Origin of the sequence: Ruminococcus sp. AF17-12 (assembly GCF_003479245.1) — a bacterium.
Taxonomy (GTDB): domain Bacteria; phylum Bacillota; class Clostridia; order Lachnospirales; family Lachnospiraceae; genus Blautia_A; species Blautia_A fusiformis.
On the sequence record NZ_QUGY01000008.1, the window covers coordinates 86,155 to 105,216 of the forward strand.

The 19,062-nt window shown below is 47.1% G+C and carries 10 protein-coding genes; 9 read left to right on the forward strand and 1 reads right to left on the reverse strand.

Going from position 1 to position 19,062, the window contains the following annotated elements; genetic code table 11:
- Positions 1–3: 3 nt before the first annotated feature.
- The 5 genes from DWW77_RS10400 (at position 4) to DWW77_RS10420 (ending at position 11,793) form a co-directional block, all read left to right on the forward strand.
- Positions 4–810, forward strand: coding sequence for an ABC transporter permease (locus tag DWW77_RS10400; RefSeq protein WP_015527413.1), 807 nt, complete (start codon positions 4–6; stop codon positions 808–810).
- Between the two features lie 132 nt (positions 811–942).
- Entirely contained in the window at positions 943–2,265 is a 1,323-nt protein-coding gene (locus DWW77_RS10405; RefSeq protein WP_022426965.1) for an ABC transporter ATP-binding protein, read from the forward strand.
- A 14-nt stretch (positions 2,266–2,279) separates the two neighbouring features.
- Entirely contained in the window at positions 2,280–7,919 is a 5,640-nt protein-coding gene (locus DWW77_RS10410; RefSeq protein WP_022426966.1) for a glycosyltransferase, read from the forward strand.
- Positions 7,895–10,342: a glycosyltransferase family 2 protein gene (locus tag DWW77_RS10415; protein WP_015527410.1), complete on the forward strand. Its 2,448-nt coding sequence runs from the start codon at positions 7,895–7,897 to the stop codon at positions 10,340–10,342. The genes DWW77_RS10410 and DWW77_RS10415 overlap by 25 nt, the downstream gene beginning before the upstream one ends.
- Before the next feature lie 11 nt (positions 10,343–10,353).
- Entirely contained in the window at positions 10,354–11,793 is a 1,440-nt protein-coding gene (locus tag DWW77_RS10420) for an ArnT family glycosyltransferase (RefSeq protein ID WP_022426967.1), read from the forward strand.
- A gap of 109 nt (positions 11,794–11,902) precedes the next feature.
- Here DWW77_RS10420 and DWW77_RS10425 read toward each other — a convergent pair whose 3' ends face one another.
- Positions 11,903–13,150, reverse strand: a complete 1,248-nt coding sequence (locus tag DWW77_RS10425) for a D-alanyl-D-alanine carboxypeptidase family protein (protein ID WP_118608661.1) — start codon at positions 13,148–13,150, stop codon at positions 11,903–11,905.
- Positions 13,151–13,331: 181 nt separating this feature from the next.
- Here DWW77_RS10425 and DWW77_RS10430 point away from each other — a divergent pair, with 181 nt between their 5' ends.
- The 4 genes from DWW77_RS10430 to DWW77_RS10445 all read left to right on the forward strand — a co-directional run bounded on the left by DWW77_RS10430 (position 13,332) and on the right by DWW77_RS10445 (position 19,023).
- Positions 13,332–15,191, forward strand: coding sequence for a glycosyltransferase family 2 protein (locus DWW77_RS10430; RefSeq protein ID WP_022426968.1), 1,860 nt, complete (start codon positions 13,332–13,334; stop codon positions 15,189–15,191).
- Positions 15,192–15,195: 4 nt separating this feature from the next.
- Positions 15,196–16,152, forward strand: coding sequence for a glycosyltransferase family 2 protein (locus DWW77_RS10435; RefSeq protein WP_021651911.1), 957 nt, complete (start codon positions 15,196–15,198; stop codon positions 16,150–16,152).
- A 108-nt stretch (positions 16,153–16,260) separates the two neighbouring features.
- On the forward strand, positions 16,261–17,664 hold the full coding sequence (locus tag DWW77_RS10440; protein WP_022426969.1) for an undecaprenyl-phosphate glucose phosphotransferase: 1,404 nt from the start codon (positions 16,261–16,263) through the stop codon (positions 17,662–17,664).
- 18 nt (positions 17,665–17,682) lie between these two features.
- Positions 17,683–19,023, forward strand: a complete 1,341-nt coding sequence (locus DWW77_RS10445; protein ID WP_022426970.1) for an LCP family protein — start codon at positions 17,683–17,685, stop codon at positions 19,021–19,023.
- Positions 19,024–19,062: the final 39 nt, after the last annotated feature.

Consider the following 19,062-nt stretch of genomic DNA (forward strand, 5'->3'; position numbering starts at 1 on the left):
AGAATGAAGAAAATATTAGCTTTGCCGGCGGAGCTGTACCAGAATCGAAAGCTGGTTTTAAGCCTTGCAAAAAATGATTTCAAAACAAAATATGCAGGATCCTATCTTGGTATTGTCTGGGCATTTATCCAGCCTATCGTAACGATCCTGGTCTACTGGTTTGTATTTTCCGTAGGACTGAAGGCCGGAACGGTATCGGATTACCCTTTTGTACTCTATCTGGTATCCGGTATCGTGCCGTGGTTTTTCTTCCAGGATGCATTAAACGGTGGAACCAATGCCCTGATCGAATACAATTATCTTGTGAAGAAGGTTGTATTCAAGATCAGCATCCTTCCCATCGTAAAGATCATCTCCGCACTTTTCGTGCATGTTTTCTTTGTGGCCTTTGCACTGATCTTATGTGCATGCTACGGATATACACCAAGCCTTTATACACTGCAGATCATTTATTACTCTGTCTGCACCTTCCTTTTTGTACTGGGACTTGTGTATGCTACAAGTGCGATCGTCATTTTTTTCCGTGATCTGACCCAGATCATCAGTATTTTTCTTCAGGTGGGTGTATGGCTTACACCGATCATGTGGGATATCAATATGCTTTCTTCACATCCATGGCTGATCAAGCTGTTTAAGCTGAATCCGATGTACTATGTAGTTACGGGCTACCGTGATTCCATGCTTGGGCATATCGGGATCTGGAACCATGCTTCATGGACGATCTATTTCTGGGTAGTTACGATCCTGCTTTTCGGACTGGGATCTGTGATATTCAAACGTCTGAAGCCGCATTTTGCAGATGTGCTTTAATTGAATGCGGATGGCGGATATCCGCCTGATCCGGATCGGACAGTTCCCATGGGGGATTTGCTCTGTAAGGATAAAAAGCAGAATGGCGGCAGATTGTGAGAGTGAACGATTTACACAAAAGTGAGGTTGAAAATGGCAGAAGATATTGCGATTTCAGTAAATGATGTCAGTAAGATGTACAAGCTTTACGATAATCCTATGGATCGTCTTAAGGAGTCCCTGGGATTATCCAGAAAAAAGAAATATAAAGAGCATTATGCGCTCAACCATGTATCCTTTCAGGTGCATAAGGGAGAAACAGTGGGAATTATCGGAACAAATGGTTCCGGTAAATCCACGATCCTGAAGATCATCACCGGCGTACTTTCGCCTACGGCCGGAGAAATAGCCGTAAACGGAAGGATCTCAGCGCTTCTGGAGCTGGGAGCCGGATTTAACGGAGAATATTCCGGACTTGAAAATGTATATCTCAACGGAAGCATGATCGGTTTTTCTAGGGAAGAGATCGATGCCAAGCTGCAGTCTATTCTGGATTTTGCAGATATCGGTGATTTTATCTATCAGCCGGTAAAAACATATTCCAGTGGTATGTTCGTGCGTCTGGCTTTTGCGGTAGCTATCAATATCGATCCGGAGATCCTGATCGTTGATGAGGCTCTTTCCGTAGGAGATGTATTTTTCCAGGCAAAATGTTACCGGAAGTTCGAAGAGTTCAAGGAAATGGGGAAGACCATTCTGTTTGTAAGCCATGACCTGAGCAGCATCGGAAAATACTGTGACCGTGTTGTGCTTCTAAACAAAGGTGAGAAGCTTGCAGAGGGTGGTGCCAAGGAGATGGTCAATCTTTACCGTCGTGTGCTGGTCAATCAGTATGACGATGCAGATCTGGAAGAAAACACAGACGATGCAGAAGAGGGACAGGTGACGGAGAACCAGGCAGCCGGAGCAGACGTTTCACTGAAAGCACATACCGGAAGCGGTAAAGCTATGAAGGACAGCCTGAACCTGAATCCCAAGGTCCTGGAATACGGCAGTAAGCTTGGCGAGATCGTGGATTTTGCCATCCGGGATGATACAGGTATGATCACCAATGTGATCGAAAAAGGCAAGGAATTTTCCGTTCAGATGAAAGTGAAGTTCCAGGCAGATGTCAGCGATCCGATCTTTGCATTTACCCTGAAAGATCTGAAAGGCACCGAGATCACAGGAACCAATACCATGTATGAACATACGCCTCTGAAACCGCAGAAGGCAGGCGATGTCCGTGAGATCACCTTCAAACAGGTGATGCCTCTGGAGGCAGGGGAATATATGCTGTGTCTGGGCTGCACCGGATATAAAGACGGCGATTTTACCGTATTTCATCGTCTTTACGATGTGTGTAACCTGACCGTGATCACAGATAAGAAAGCAGTGGGATATTTTGATCTGTTTTCCAAAGTATCTGTGAAATAAGTGGAGGAACGACTATGGCGGAGTTGAATTTAGATTATTATACGGCGAAGGATCATTATTCCGATGGGGATATCGAGGAAACACTTCTGAAAATGGCACAGGAAGGCAAATCTTTTGAAGACCTGCCGGAGGAAGAGGTGAGTTTTCCAATGGTCTACCATTTTTCAGGGCTGCGGGAGAATATCTTAAGCTGGTATCCTCTGAAAAAGGCAGATTCCGTTCTGGAGATCGGAGCCGGATGCGGAGCCATTACCGGAATGCTTTGCCGCAAGGCCGGTCATGTGACTTCCGTGGAGCTTTCCAAACGTCGGGCAGATATCAATTATGCGAGAAACAGGGATAAGGAAAATCTGACGATCATGGTTGGAAACCTGAATGACATGACTTTTCCGGAAAAATTCGACTATGTGGTAGTAAACGGTGTGCTGGAGTATGCCATGAGCTTTACCGAGGGAAAAACTCCTTACGAGACATTTCTTCAGCGTATGGGCGCTTATCTGAAGCCGGAGGGAAGACTTCTGATCGCCATTGAGAACAGACTGGGATTGAAGTACTTTGCCGGAGCACCGGAGGATCACACAGATCTTCATTTTTTCGGGATCAATGGATATCCGGGAAATCAGTCTGTGCGCACCTTTTCCAAGAATGAACTGGGAGAGCTGCTGGAAAACAGCGGCTTTCCTTTTCTGCGCTTTTACTACCCGTATCCGGATTATAAATTTCCGACAGAGATTTTTACAGATGAGAGCCTTTATACCAATTCCTACGGAAGAAGCTATCCTGTATACACAGATAAGACAGCAGATCTTTTTGCAGAAAGTGAAGGCGTAAAGGCCTTCGAAAAAGAGAAGATCCTGGACAGCTTTGTGAATTCTTTTCTTGTGGAGGCAGGACGTACCGAGAATCAGGACCCGGAGGAAATCCTTTATGTGAAGCTGAACCAGGAGCGAAAAGAAAAGTTCCGTCTTCTGACCAGAATCGTCCGGGAGAACGGAGAGGTCCGTGCGGAAAAAGAGGCTATGGTGCCCCAGGCTGAGGAATTTGTGGAAAAACTGGAAAAAACCGGAACAAAGAGTACCGGATCCGATAAATACAAGAATCTTCCCTGCAGGGCAGAAAACGGAAAGATCTCTTATCCGCTCCTTACTGGAAAAACTCTTCACCAGGAAATCGCAGAGCTTGCCCAGAAAGAAGATCTTGAAGAGATCAAGGCCCTTCTTAAAAAATTCTATCAGGAATTTTTCGGGGCTCGTCAGATTGTGGATTACAGGACCGGAGAGTTCCGCGAGGTATTTGGTGATCATCCGGGAAGAGAGGATTACGAATGTGTCTGCCCGGCCAATGTGGACCTGATCTGCAGCAACATCTTTATGGGAGAAAAGGAAAATCAGATCATAGATTATGAGTGGATGTTTGATTTCCCTGTGCCTGTGAATTTTATCATGTGGCGCCTGATCCATGAACTGTATACACATGTTTCTGAGCTGCCGCGGTTATGTCATGAGGATGAGATGATGGCGGAGTTTGATATCAGCTATACAGACTATGAGATATTTATGGATTGGACCATGCATTTCGTCTATGAGTATGTGGGCTGTGGTTCCCTGATCCCGTTTGAACAGAAAAAGGTGCCGGTTTCCGTAACAGAGCTGGTGAACAGAGAAAGAGAAAAGCACCAGATGCACAGCAAGCTGTACTATGATCTTGGTGAGGGATTCTGTGAAGAGCATACACTTTATGCAGAGGGAAAACTTTCCGGAAACCGTTTCCGGGTAGAGTTTGCGCTTTCCGGTATCAAAGGAATACGAAATCTCCGCTGGAATCCTGCAAACGGTCATTTCCTGAAAGTGAGGATAGAGCGTCTGGATTGCGGATGCAGTGCGGAGCTTGTGCCTCAGGGTGTCCATATGAAGGTGGATAACAGTACCACTGCGTTTTTTACCACCGATGGCTTTTATCTTATCGATGTTACGCACCCGGAAAATGTGGACAGGATCGTAATAGAGGGAAAACTTGACTGCCTTGAGCTTCCGGATGTGGAAAAGCTTCTGGCCTTTGAAAAAGAGCGTGAAGTACGAAGAGAACAGGAGCGTGTCAGAAAAGAGGCTGAACGTGCCGCAAAGCAGGCTGCAGAGGAAGCAGCACGTGCGCAGGAAGAGGCCCTTCGTCATCCAGGCAAAAAAGCGCAGGTAAAGAGACTGGTCAAAAAGGTTCTTCGTTATCATACAGAGCCGGCAGCAGTGATGGGAGTGGAGACAACTCCTACCTGTATGGGCAGTGTTGATTTCTTCCATTATGAGAATGGCACCTTAAATGCCATTGGCTGGGCCTTTGATCCGACGTTTGCGTCTATGGGACAGCCAAGGATCGCATTTTATCAGGGAACACAGAAGCTTCAGGAGGCTTCCTGTACTACGATCTACCGTACGGATGTGGCTAATGCCATTGGAAATCCGGATGCGGAAAGTGCCGGATTTTCTTTCTTGGCAACGGTTCTTGCGCCGGCAGAGACTTCTGTTTTCCTGGAATACGGAACCGCAGCGGATACCGGAAGATTCCTTATCGGAAAGATCCCGGGAACCAGGGATCAGAAAGAGCTTCTGGTATACGCGATCGAAGATCCGAAGAGTATCGGAAATCTCCGTCATTTCAAACAGCGTCATATACGCAGTGCGAGAAAGGCATATCCACAGGCAGTCTATCAGCAGAAGGTGGATGTGATCGTGCCGGTTTACAACGGACTGGAGTATTTTGATGCCCTGTTTTCCGGAATTGAAAAGACAAAGGTTCCTTATCGTCTGATCATCGTAAATGACAAGAGTCCGGATCCTGAGGTAGGAAACTATCTGGAAAAATATGCCGCAGAGCATGACAATGTGGTACTTCTGAATAATGAGACCAATATGGGCTTTCTTCCGTCTGTAAACCGTGGATTAAAGATGGCGGAAAATCATGTGGCTCTTGTAAATACAGATGTGGAGGTTCCGGAAGAGTGGCTGGAGCGCCTGATGCTTCCGATCTTTGCCAAGGAAAACATTGCAACCACTACACCGTTTACCACCTGCGGAACCATCTGCAGCTTCCCGGATTTCTGCCGGGATAACAAACTGTTTGAGGGAATGCCGCTGTGGGAGATCGATGATGAATTCCGCATGATCCGTCCGCAGTATCCGGCTATGCCTACCGGTGTGGGCTTCTGCATGGGTATGAACCTGAAAGCGATCCAGGAGGTTGGCCTTCTGGATGAGGAGAATTTCGGAAAAGGCTACGGTGAGGAGAATGACTGGTGCCAGCGTGCCATAGCTGCAGGCTATGAGAACGTGCATGTGGATAACCTGTTTGTATATCACAAGCATGGTGGAAGCTTCCCGTCTGAGGAAAAGCAGAGACTTCTGAAAGAGCACAGTGAGGCGCTGCTCCGCAAGCATCCGGATTACAACAAGGATACTGCGGATTACTGCAGAAGAGACCCGCTTCGTCCGGTAAGACTCTACGTGGAAATGAAGCTTCTCAACAGGAAGCTGGATGTGCCTACCATTGTGGCCTTTGACCATGATCTTGGCGGCGGTGCAACGGCTTATCTTGTGGAAAAAAGACGTCTGGCTCTGCGGGAAGGATACCGTTTTGTGACCATCCGCTATAATATCGTAAGCAATCGTTTTTACTTTACGTATCAGTATAAGCAGTATGAGATGGAATTTTTTGCAAATGATCTGGAAACTGCCCTTGGTGAGCTGATGCGTGTGGATGAGATCTGGATCAACGAGCTTGTAACCTATCAGAATCTTTACGGAACCCTGGAACGTATCCTGCGTCTTAAGAGAGAGCAGGGTGCGAAGCTCCTTATGCTTCTTCATGATTTCTTTGCCCTTTGCCCGGCAGTGAATCTGATCGATGCAGAAGGAAAATACTGTGGTGTTCCATCCTGTGAGGTCTGCGATAAATGTATTCCGGATAACCGCAGCAATGCCTGCACAGAATACGGAACCGGAACGCTCTGGCGTACAAAATTCCGGGAATTTCTGTCAAACTGTGATGAGATCCGTGCATTTTCCGATGATACGGCAAGGCTGTTCAAGCGTGCTTATCCGGATGTATACAATCTCCATGTGATCCCGCATGCACCCCATTACCTTCCGGCAGTGAAAAAAAATAAAAAAACAACAGAGACCTTTAACATTGGTCTTATCGGCGTACTCTGCTACAAAAAAGGCCTGGAGGTTGTGAAGGCGCTTGCAGGATATATCGAAGAGAATGAACTGAATATCCGTCTGAGACTGATCGGTACTTCCGACGAAGAGATCGAAAGTCCGGTATTTTCCCAGACAGGAAGATATACAAGAGAGGAGATTCCAAGACTTACCCTGGAGCAGGATATTGATATGTTCCTGATCCCGTCCGTATGGCCGGAGACCTTCTCCTACACAACCTCGGAGATCATTTCCATGGGATTTCCGGTAGCGGTACTTCCGGTAGGTGCACCTGTAGAACGTGTGAAACGCTATGCCAAGGGCCTTGTCCTGAAAGATGAGAAGCCGGAGAATATTGTGGAAGAGATGATTTCTCTGTGGAAAACTCTCGGCGAAAGTGAGCTCCCTGTGGAAAAACGCAGGCTTCTTTTCGTAGGAGAGGAGATTTCCTTTGCTTCCAGATATCGTGTGGAGCATTTCCGGGAGCAGCTGATCCTTAAAGGCTATGCATCGAAGTTTATCCAGATAGACCAGGCAGAGCAGGAAAAGATCGAGGAATATACAGCGATCGTGATGTACCGCTGCAGCAAGCTGATGGAAGCAGAACTGCTTGCCAACCGGGCGAAAGCAGCCGGAATCCCTGTTTACTATGATGTGGATGACCTGGTATTTAATTACGAAAAAATTTCCGGGCTGCATTTCCTGAAGGGAAGCGAGTACAGTGACTTCCGCACAACTACAGACCGTATCCGCGGATGTATGGGATTCTGCGACGGATATTTTACATCTACGGAGACACTGGCAGGAGAGATCCGGGAAGAATTTCCGGAAAAACCGGTGGTGATCAACCGAAACTGTATGAGTATGGAGATGGAGATCTTGTCTCACGAGGCTGTGGAGCAGACAGACAAGGCTAAAGACCGGATCTATATCGGATATTTAAGTGGTTCCAAAACGCATGATCAGGATTTTGCCCAGGTGGAGGCAGCACTTCTGGAGGTGATGGAGCGCCACCCGGAGGTTTACCTGAAGCTGGTGGGTGTATTGGATGAATCCGGAATGGAGCCGGTGCAGAACCGCATCGAGAAGCTTCCGTTTATGGACTGGAGACAGCTGCCTGCCGTGATCGCAGGACTTGATATCAATCTGATGCCACTGGAGAACAGCCTGTTCCACTGGTGCAAATCCGAGAATAAGTGGACAGAGGCTGCCCTTGTAAAGGTTCCGAGTGTCATGAGCCGTAACTGTGAGATGGAATACGTGGTCGAAAACGGAAAAGATGGCTGGATGTGCACCACAAAAGAAGAGTGGGTCAATGCCTTGGAAGCTCTGGTTACTGATGAGAAGGCCAGAAAAGCCATGGGTGAGGCTGCACATCAGAAGGTTATGGAACATTACCTTACAGTAAATACCGGAAAGGATGCAATGGAGGAATTGTTATGCAGCGAGAGCTATACGAAGTAGAAAAGGACAGGTTTGACCTGAAGGACAGTTCTCTGTATCACCTTCAGGGAACCTGGCCGAAGGATCATAAGCCGGAAGCCGTTCTTGACGGGGAAAAGCTTCCGGCAGCCATCAGTGCCCAGGAGCGTGTCAGCGCCCTGGAGCGCTTTAAGGATCTGGATCTGGTAAACGGAGAACGTGTGCAGATGGAAATCTGCCTGCCGGATCTGGAGGGCAAAAAGAAGCTTGTTGTTTATGCGGTAAAGGGTGAAAAACGTATCCGGTGGTTTTCTGTTTCGGCAGCACAGCTTTACAGGAAACAGGGAAAACCGCAGTACTTTATTGAGAGCATCGAGGTGGAAGCCGGGGAAAAGATCTGCCGTGTCCGTGGCTGGGCAGCCTTTAACAGCCCCCTGACCATACGCCTGGAGGATCGCAGCCGGAAGGAAATCCCCTGCGAGATCACCAGACTGAAACGTGTGGATGTACAGAATCAGTACCAGGAAACAGAGATCGATGAGAAGAGCGGTTTTTTCTTTGAATTCCATTATGACAGTGTGAAGGAATTCTACATTGTATTTGAGGCAGGCAATGTGCGGACGCTTCGTCTGGTACATCTGCAGCCACAGAAGCGCCTTGCGGAGAAAGTTGCGGTATATTTCCGTAAGGGAAGCCGTTACATGAAGCTTCACGGGGCAGCAGCCCTTACCGGAAAGGTATTTGGAAAGGTGCTGGACCGTAAAAACCGTCCGGTGGATTATTCCAAATGGATTGTGAAGCATCTGCCGGACAAGGCAGAGCTTGCAGAAGAAAGAAAAACGAAATTTTCCAGGAATCCAAAATTCAGTATTGTGATCCCGCTTTACAAAACACCGGAAAAATATCTCCAGCAGCTGGTAGATTCCATAGAAGCCCAGACCTACGGGAACTGGGAACTCTGTCTTTCCGACGGAAGCGGAGCAGATTCTCCTCTTACCGATTATCTGAACAGGCTGGAAAAAAGTGATGACAGGATCCGTGTGATCCGCAACGACCAGGCACTTCAGATCGCAGAGAATACCAATGCGGCCATGAAAGCGGCAACAGGAGATTTTATCGTGTTTGCAGATCATGATGATGAGCTGACGCCGGACGCTCTGTTCCGGTGTGTGAAAGCGCTGAATGAGGATCCGGAGCTTAAGGTTCTGTATTCCGATGAAGATAAGATGTCCATGGACGGGCACAAATTCTTTCAGCCGCATTTCAAACCGGACTTCAATATTGATCTTTTGTGTACAGTAAACTACATCTGTCATCTTTTTGTCGTAAAAAAAGAGATCGTGGATCAGATCGGAATGCTGAAAAAGGAATTTGACGGTGCACAGGATTATGATTTTGTGTTCCGCTGTGTGGAAGCTGCGGGAAGAGAGCAGATCCATCATATCCCCAGGATCCTTTATCATTGGAGATGCCATGAGGATTCCACAGCAGAGAATCCGGAAAGCAAGATGTATGCCTTTGATGCAGGAGCACGTGCCATCAAGGCTCATTATGACAGGATCGGAGTTCCGGTGGAAATCGAAAAGGGTGAATATCTTGGACTTTACCGTACAAAATTCCTCTGGGAGGAAAAACCGCTGATCTCCATCATCATCCCAAACAAGGATCACATTGATGATCTGAAGAGATGTATTGATTCCATCGAAGAAAAGGCAACTTACCGCAATTATGAGTATGTGATCGTGGAGAACAACAGTACGGAGGATGAGACCTTTGCTTACTATAAAGAGCTGGAAGCATCCAATCCGAAAGCCCATGTGGTGTACTGGGATGGTATTTTCAACTATTCTGCCATCAATAATTTCGGAGCTGCTCATGCTAAGGGTGACTATCTGCTTCTTCTCAACAATGATACGGAGATCATCAGCCCGGACTGTCTGGAGCAGCTTCTGGGATACTGTATGAGACCGGATGTGGGAGCTGTAGGAGCGCGGCTCTATTATGAGGATGATACCGTGCAGCATGCAGGAGTAGTCGTTGGCTTCGGCGGTATTGCGGGACACTGCTTTGTGCAGCAGAAGAGAGACGCTACCGGATACTGCCACAGGATCATCTGTGCCCAGGATTACAGCGCTGTAACCGCAGCCTGCATGATGGTGAAGCGTGAGGCCTTTGATAAGGTTCACGGATTAAGTGAGGAATTTCAGGTTGCCTTTAATGACATAGATTTCTGCCTTCGTCTGGGAAAAGCCGGATATCTGGTTGTATACAATCCTTATGCGGAGCTTTATCACTATGAATCCAAATCCAGAGGTCTTGAGGATACACCGGAGAAGGTGGCAAGATTTAACCGCGAGATCGCTTCCTTTGAGAAGCACTGGCCGGAGATCCTCCGTGACGGAGATCCTTACTATAATCCGAACCTTACACTGGAGAGCCAGGATTTCTCTCTGAAGCGGATATAGGAGGTTATATTTTGGAAAAGAAAAAAATCTGGAAGGATGAGAGAGTTCAGGCAGGGGTTCTTGTCCTGGCAGCATTTCTGCTCCTGACTGCATGGGCGTTTATGCAGCCCCTGGGGGCAGGCCCCGATGAAAAAATGCGCTACATGGTGGCACAGTATCTTCATGAGCATCCGGGAAAGCTGCCTCTTGGAGATGAGCCAACCATCCGTGATGCGACATGGGGGATTTCCTATGCCTATTATCCGATCCTTTCCTATATGGTATCTGCTGTCTTTATGGGGATCGCAGGTTTGTTCCATGCATCTGCAGACGGATTACTCCATGCGGCGAGGATGGCAGATGTGCTCTTTGTGACTGGAGCGGTATATTTTGTGGTGAAAGCATCCGGAAAGCTTTTTCCGAAAGAGGGAAGATGGCTGTTTGCCGCACTGGCAGGCTTTATGCCGCAGGCATTGTTTCTGGGAACTTATGTAAACACGGATTCCCTGGCGCTTTTATCCATGGCGATGATCCTGTATTCCTGGTCCTGTTATCTGGAAGCGAGAGACTGGAGCTTCAGAAATTCGATCCTTCTGGCTGTTGGAATGGCAGTCTGTGCACTGTCCTACTATAATGCCTACGGATGGATCTTATGCAGCTTCCTGTTTTTCTGCCTGACAGTCCTTCTGTGCAGGGAAGAGCCGGTAAAACAGAGAGTTGCATTTCTGCTCCGGAGAGGGATCGTGATCGCGGCAGTAACCCTTGCCTTATGCGGCTGGTGGTTTATACGAAATGCCGTTCTCTATGACGGAGATCTTATCGGAAGAAAAGCCTGTGCACAGTGTGCGGAAAAATATGCGGCTGTTGATTACAGACCGTCCAGATACCCTACACCGGAGAAGCTGAACTGGTCATGGAAGGATATCCTTCTGTATCAGGACCCGGGCTGGCAGCATAACTGGCTGCTGACAGTTCTGGTAAGCTTTATCGGAACCTTTGGCCTGATGCAGATCTATATGCCTTATAGTGTGAGCAAGGCATATTTCCTGTTCTTTGGAATGGGTGGGATCGGTATTTTGACCATGCTGGGAATATTTTATCCGAAGAAACGTACTGTGGTAAAAGAACGAAAAGCAGCAGGAAGTGAAAAGCTGAAGATAAAAACAATAACCGTGTACGATAAATGGGACAGAAAAGGGATCTTTCATCTGCTGCTGATCCTTCTGATCCTGATCCCTGTGGGTCTGTTTATGTATTATGTATATTATAGTGACAACCAGGCACAGGGACGTTATATCATGCCGGCACTGTATCCGGCCATGTATTTTGTGACAGCCGGCTGGAATCGTCTGCTTGAGCGTTTTGTAAAAAAGGAAAATATCAGAATGTGGATATACCGGGTCCTGACAGCACTTCTGGCTGCTTCGCCGTTTTTATGCTATATCTTCCTGGTAGTTCCGTTTTATGGCTGACACCCCGATGGGTGAGATGGCAGAAAAAAATCCCTTCTATGTATCCGGATATGACCGGTACATAGGAGGGATTTTTTGATTCTGAAATATATTTGCCTGGGAACCAAGATCAGGAACGGATGATCCGGATCATGCGCCACAGCAGAAGGATAAGGAGCAGGATGCCCACACCGCCAATGGCAAAATACGGGATCTGGGATCTGGATTCGGAATAAGCTTTTGCAGAATCCATGTTTTCATCATTTTCCAGTACATCGGAAGAGCTTTCCTGGGAGGAATCCTCGACAACTGCAGTTCCCACCTGAGTTCCGCCAAAGGAATAGGTGCGTAAGATCTGACCATCAGATTCCGTATCTTCCGTAGTCAGGTCGTCTGCGGTCGCACCGGATGGAACCATTACAGTGCCGCCGGACAGGATGTGAAAATCATCCTCGCTGAGATTCAGAAGCTGGAAATTGGAAAAACCGTAATCCAGAAGTGAGATCGCTTCGTTGGCTGTCTGACCGGTCGCTCCGTTCATGACTACTGCGATCAGAGTAGTACCATTTCGCTGTGCAGCTGTGACAAGAACGCTTCCGGAAGCAGTGGTGGTACTTTCACGACCGCCGATACATCCTTCATAATAGGAAGCGGATGCAGGATCTGTCATGGTAAAAGAGCTTGTCAGGTTACGGGTACCGCCGGAAACATTGGTAGCCGGGATCGTATAGGAGGTGGCTCCGGAGATGGTGCGGAAGCTGTCATTACGGATAGCCGCCTGCATGATCAGAGCCAGATCATGTGCTGTGGTATGCTGGTTGTCATCCGGGAGACCGGTAGGATTGGTAAATACCGTATTGGTGCATCCAAGTTCTCGGGCACGGTCGTTCATTTTCTGGACAAAGGCATCCACAGATCCGCCGATCTGTTCTGCGACCTGGAGAGCAATGTCATTGGCAGAGGCCAGCATCAGAGCGTAAAGGCACTGCTCCATGGTAAATACCTCTCCGAGCTGTGAGGAAATATGAGCGCCTCCGTCTGTAACACCGGATACACCGGTTTCTGTCATGGTAACCTGATCGTCAAGCTGGCTGTTCTCCAGTGCCAGAAGACAGGTCATGATCTTAACTGCGCCGGCCGGAGAAAGCGTGGTGTCCATATCCTTGGCATAGAGAATCGTATCGGAAGTATCTTCCATGATCACGGCAGATGCGGAAGTGATCTCAGGCCCCTGAGGCCATCCGCTGATCCCATTGGTGGTAACACCGGAGGATACAGCAACAGCGGTTTCTTCTGTGGCGAAAACTGGAGTCTGGAACACCATGGAAGCGGAGATCCCAATAGCCAGAAGCGCTGTGGTTATTCTTGATTTTTTCATGATAAATGGTACTCCTGTATAAAAAATAATTCTTATGTAAGCAATACATACGTAAGCTCAGTATAACACATTTCCTCTCTTCCTTGCAAAAAAAATGATGGAATGGTAAAATATGTTCATCAAACTGTTACTGAGAACAGAGTGAACAGTAACAGCAAACTGAGTAATACGGAGATAATATATGAGTAAAGATGATTCTACAGGAAAGATCCAATGGGACAGACTTATAAAGAAGCTTTCCCCCTATACAGTACAGAAGGGCTTAAGATACCTGAAGCATTATGGTCTGAAAGAGTTCTGGATCCGGCTTCATGAACGTTTTGAACCGGAAGAGGTTCCTTACGGACCATGGTATGAGGCATACAGACCTGACGAGGAAACACTGGAGAAGCAGCGGAAACGCAAATTTCCGGATGGGCCGTTGATCAGCATTGTGGTACCTGCATATCTGACACCGGAGCGTTTTTTAAGACAGATGCTGGACTCTCTCCTTGCACAGACATATGAGAACTGGGAGCTGTGTCTGGCAAACGGAAGCCCGGAGGATCCGGACATGCAGACTGTGCTGAGATCCTATGCAGAGATGGACAGGAGGATCCGCTATCAGGATCTGAAAGAGAATCTTGGCATTGCAGAAAATACAAACGCAGCTTTTGCCATGGCAGAGGGTGATTTTATCGCACTTCTGGATCATGATGATCTGCTGGCACCTAATGCATTGTATGAGATCGCGGCGGCACTGGAGGAGCATCCGGAGGCGGATGTGATCTATACAGATGAGGATAAGGTCACGACAGATCTTTCTGAACATTTTCAGCCCCATCTGAAACCGGACTTTAACCTGGATCTTTTAAGATCCAATAATTATATCTGCCATTTTCTGGTGGTAAGACGTTCCGTAGTGCAGACAGTGGGCGGATTTCGCCGGGAATTTGACGGCGCCCAGGATTATGATTTCATTTTCCGCTGTGTGGAGCAGGCAAGGAAAGTGGTCCATGTACCGGAGATCCTTTATCACTGGAGGACCCACAAATCCTCCACAGCAGATAATCCGGCAAGCAAGATGTATGCTTTTGAAGCCGGCAGACGTGCCATTGAGGGGAATCTCAAACGGACCGGAACTCCGGGAACCGTGGAGCATACTCCGGATTTTGGATTTTACCGTGTGAAGTATCCGGTGCAGGGAGAACCTCTGGTTTCTGTTATCATTCCGAACCGTGAGGAGAAAGAAACGCTTCAGGCCTGCGTGGAATCCATTTTTGAAAAAACTGCCTACAAAAATTACGAGATCATCATTGTGGAGAATAACAGCAGCTCCGAAGAGATCTTCCGGTATTACAGAAAGCTTTCGGAGGATCCCAGGGTCCATCTGATCCGCTGGAAAAAAGGCTTCAACTATTCTGCCATCAACAATTTCGGGGTGCGCCATGCCAAGGGAGATTATCTGCTTTTTCTGAATAATGACGTAAAGGTCATCGATCCGGACTGGATGTCAGAGATGCTGAGCGTGTGCCAGCGTAAGGAAACAGGTGCAGTTGGCGTCAAGCTGATCTATCCGGATAACACCATTCAGCATGCAGGCTGCGTGGTGGGAATGGGCGGAATTGCCGGGAACATGTTTGTGAATATGCCGGCAGAGCGTACCGGATATCTCCATAAGGCCTCTCTTCTGCAGGATATGAGCTGTGTGACTGCAGCATGTATGATGATGAAGAAGGAAGTTTTTCTGGAGGCAGGAGGCTTTACGGAAGAGCTTGCAGTTGCGTTTAATGATGTGGATCTCTGTCTGAAGGTGCGAAGCCACGGCCATCTGATCGTCTATGATCCGTATGTGAAGCTCTATCATTACGAATCCAAGTCAAGAGGCACTGAGGACAGCGAGGAAAAGGTCCGCCGTTTCCAGACGGAGATCGAATACATGCGCTGTCACTGGCTGGATATCCTGAAAAAAGGAGATCCATACTATAACAAAAATCTTTCTTTAACCAAATGGAATTATTCCCTGAAGCCCCTTCCGGGAATGGGAAAGAAGAAGGGATAAAGCAATGCAGGAAGTATCAGTAGTCATACCAAACTTTAACGGAATGGCATATCTGGATGGTGTTCTTTCCAGTCTTGAAAGACAGACTATCCGTAATTTTGAGGTTATACTAGTGGATAATGGTTCCACTGATGGCAGCTGTGCATTTGTTTCAGCGGAATATCCATGGGTACACATGATACAGCTTCCGGAGAATTACGGTTTCAGCAGAGCCGTCAATGAAGGGATCCATGCGGCACGTTCCCCATATGTGTTGCTTCTGAACAATGATACGGAAGCGGAACCGGATTTCCTGGAGGAGATGGTTGCTGCCCTGCGCAGACATAAGAAGGCATTTTCCTGTCAGGCAAAGATGATCCAGCTTCATGACAGGGACAAGATGGATGATGCCGGAAATTATTACTGTGCCCTTGGCTGGGCTTTTGCCAGGGGAAAAGGCAAGGACATCCGCCATTATGACCGAGAGCAGAAGATTTTTTCCACCTGTGCGGGAGCTGCGATCTACCGGAAGAAATTTATTGACAGGATCGGAGATTTTGATGAGGAGCATTTTGCTTATCTGGAGGATCTGGATATCGGTTATCGGGCCAGAATCTGCGGTTATCAGAACTGGTATGCTCCAAAAGCGAAAGTTTATCATGTAGGAAGCGGTACTAGCGGATCCAGATATAATCAGTTTAAGATCCGGTATTCTTCCAGAAACAATATTTATCTTATCTATAAGAATATGCCGTTTCTCCAGATCGTGCTGAACCTTCCGTTTTTTCTGGTGGGATTCGGTGCGAAGATCCTGTTTTTTGCGTCCAAGGGATTCGGACGTGAGTACCTTGCAGGCATCAAAAACGGCTTTCAGATCAGCCGCAAAAACAAAAAAGTCAGATTTTCCATGAGGAATCTTCCGCGTTATATACAGCTCCAGTTTGAACTCTGGATCAACATTTTTAGGCGTTTTGCCGGTTAAGACACCATATTTTCACAGAATTTTTATATTTCGGAGGGAAGATTTTATTGCTTTTGGTTTTCATCTATTATAAGATAAAAGCAATGAACTTAAATGAGGTGGCGGAAATTGATTAAAGACAACCAGAAAAATTTCAGTCGTCTCCATATGCTGATCGATGTATTTGTGATCGCGGCCTCCTATGCCCTGGCCTGGCTGATCCGTTTTCAGGGAATTTTTGAGCATTCGGCGGTCCAGTCCAAGACCGTCCAGGAATATATGTTTATGCTGATATTCATTATTCCGGGATATTTACTTCTTTATCAGGCCTTTGATCTTTATACACCGATGCGAATGCAGGGGCGTCGTCTCGTACTTGCCGGAATTGTGAAGGCAAATGCGTTAGGGCTCCTTATCATCATGTTTGCACTTTACAATTTTAAAGAGCTGGACTATTCCCGTCTTACTCTGGTTTCTTTCTGTGTGATCAATATCGTCCTGGAATGGTTTGTGCGTATGGTTATATTTTACATTCTCCGGGATATGCGCAAAAAAGGAATGAACCAGAAACAGGTGCTGCTGGTAGGATACAGCCGTGCTGCCGAGGAATATGTAGACAGGATCCTGCAGAATCCGCAATGGGGATACGTGATCAGGGGCATACTGGATGACAATGTGCCGGCAGGCACTACTTATAAGGGCGTTAAGGTGATCGGTCGAATCGCCAATCTGATGATCATCCTTCCATCCAGTCGTCTGGATGAGATAGCCATTACCCTGGGCTTAAGTGAGTATTATCGTCTGGAAGAGATCGTTGCACTCTGTGAAAAATCCGGCGTGCACACAAAATTTATTCCGGATTATAATAATATTATTCCGACCAAACCATATACAGAAGATATTCTCGGGCTTCCGGTGATCAATATCCGGTATGTGCCCCTGAGCAACACGTTTAATGCACTGATCAAGAGATCTATGGATATTGCAGGCGCGATCGTTGCGATCATTGTGTCCTCACCAGTGATGCTGGTGTTGTGTATGCTGATCAAGCTGACTTCGCCGGGCCCGCTGATCTATAAGCAGGAACGTGTCGGGCTTCACAATCAGACTTTCCGGATGTATAAATTCCGTTCCATGGAGATCCAGAAAGAATCAGAAGAAAAAAAGGCGTGGACAGTAAAGAACGATCCAAGAGTTACCGGAATCGGTAAATTTATGCGTCATACCAGTCTGGATGAGCTTCCACAGCTTTTTAACATTCTGAAGGGTGAGATGAGTCTTGTGGGACCAAGACCGGAGCGGCCGTTTTTTGTAGAAAAGTTTAGGGAGGAGATACCACGTTATATGGTCAAGCATCAGGTGCGGCCGGGTCTTACCGGGTGGGCACAGGTAAATGGCTATCGTGGAGATACTTCTATCAGAAAAAGGATAGAGTGTGATCTGTATTATATCGAAAACTGGTCTGTGGGATTTGATATAAAGATCATGTTTCTTACCATATTCAAAGGATTTATTAATAAGAACGCATACTAAAAAGGGGAAAAGGAAAAGATGTCAAAACCTCGGAAAAAAAGCAAGAAGATTTTATTTATCCTGGAGATCGTCGTACTGCTCCTGTTTATCGGAGGTCTGTTCGTTTATGGTCAGATCTCAGCCAAACTGGATAAGATCGACATCCAGGAAACAGATCTTGCAGACCAGGATATTGTAACTAATGATCAGGCACCGCAGATGACGGGATATACCACCTATGCACTGTTCGGACTGGACCACAGAAGCAAGAATGAGAAGCTGAATACAGAGAACAGTGATACCATCATCATTGCGAGTATCAACAATGATACGAAGGCAGTCAAACTTGTGTCTGTCTATAGAGATACCCTTCTCAATGTAAAGGATGATACCTATTCCAAAGCCAATTCGGCATATGCATTTGGCGGACCGACCAACGCGGTTTCCATGCTGAATACGAATCTGGATCTGAATATCACAGATTATGTTGCCATTGATTTTAATGCGCTGGTAACTGTGGTAGACTGCCTCGGAGGATTGGACATCCCTCTTTCCTATGCGGAGATCGTTCATATGAACAATTACTGTGTGGAGACATCAGAGGAAACCGGAAAGAGCTACACACCGATCGAACTGCCGGATCCGAAGCCGGAGGATGAGGAAGCAATCGTAGATACCTATCATCTTAATGGTGTACAGGCTACCTCCTACTGCCGTATCCGTTATACTGCAAGTCTTGATATGGGACGTACCGAGAGACAGAGACGAGTGATCCAGATGATCGTAGATAAGGCGAAAAAGGCAGGACTTTCCACTATCTTTGATATTATGGATCAAGTATTCCCGATGGTCAAAACTTCTGTTTCCAAAACAGAGATCCTGAAGATGATCCCGGCTATGATCGGCTACAGTATTGATGAAACTACAGGCTTCCCCAATGATTATAAATTTGCCCAGGTAAAGGGCAGCGTTATCGTACCTACCACACTGGAATCCAATGTTCTGAAGATGCATCAGTTTCTGTATGGAGACACCAGTTACACTCCGACGCAGGATGTACTCAACAGAAGTGCCCAGATCACAAATATCGCAGGCGGAGGCGACGTGCAGGACACTGCACCTGCGGTGACAGATACACCGAATGACGCAACGGATGATTCGTACACGTGGCAGGGAGATACATCCACAGATTACAGCAGTACGGACACAAGTGATGATGCTGATTACAGCACAGACACAGATTATGATTCGGATTACTCCGGAGACGATTACAGCACAGATACGGATTATTCCGGAGACGATTACAGCACAGATACGGACGATTCCGATACGGATTATAGCGATTATACCGACGGAGAAGATTATTCGGAGAATGAATAAAACATCAAAATAAGCAACCAGCAGAAGGGACCATCCAGT

Excerpts from the sequence above, each read along its gene's own strand:
- DWW77_RS10400 (WP_015527413.1), top strand. The coding sequence starts at position 4 with ATGAAGAAAATATTAGCTTTGCCGGCGGAGCTGTACCAGAATCGAAAG.
- DWW77_RS10405 (WP_022426965.1), top strand. The coding sequence starts at position 943 with ATGGCAGAAGATATTGCGATTTCAGTAAATGATGTCAGTAAGATGTAC.
- DWW77_RS10410 (WP_022426966.1), top strand. The coding sequence starts at position 2,280 with ATGGCGGAGTTGAATTTAGATTATTATACGGCGAAGGATCATTATTCC.
- DWW77_RS10415 (WP_015527410.1), top strand. The coding sequence starts at position 7,895 with ATGCAGCGAGAGCTATACGAAGTAGAAAAGGACAGGTTTGACCTGAAG.
- DWW77_RS10425 (WP_118608661.1), bottom strand. The coding sequence starts at position 13,150 with ATGAAAAAATCAAGAATAACCACAGCGCTTCTGGCTATTGGGATCTCC.
- DWW77_RS10430 (WP_022426968.1), top strand. The coding sequence starts at position 13,332 with ATGAGTAAAGATGATTCTACAGGAAAGATCCAATGGGACAGACTTATA.
- DWW77_RS10435 (WP_021651911.1), top strand. The coding sequence starts at position 15,196 with ATGCAGGAAGTATCAGTAGTCATACCAAACTTTAACGGAATGGCATAT.
- DWW77_RS10445 (WP_022426970.1), top strand. The coding sequence starts at position 17,683 with ATGTCAAAACCTCGGAAAAAAAGCAAGAAGATTTTATTTATCCTGGAG.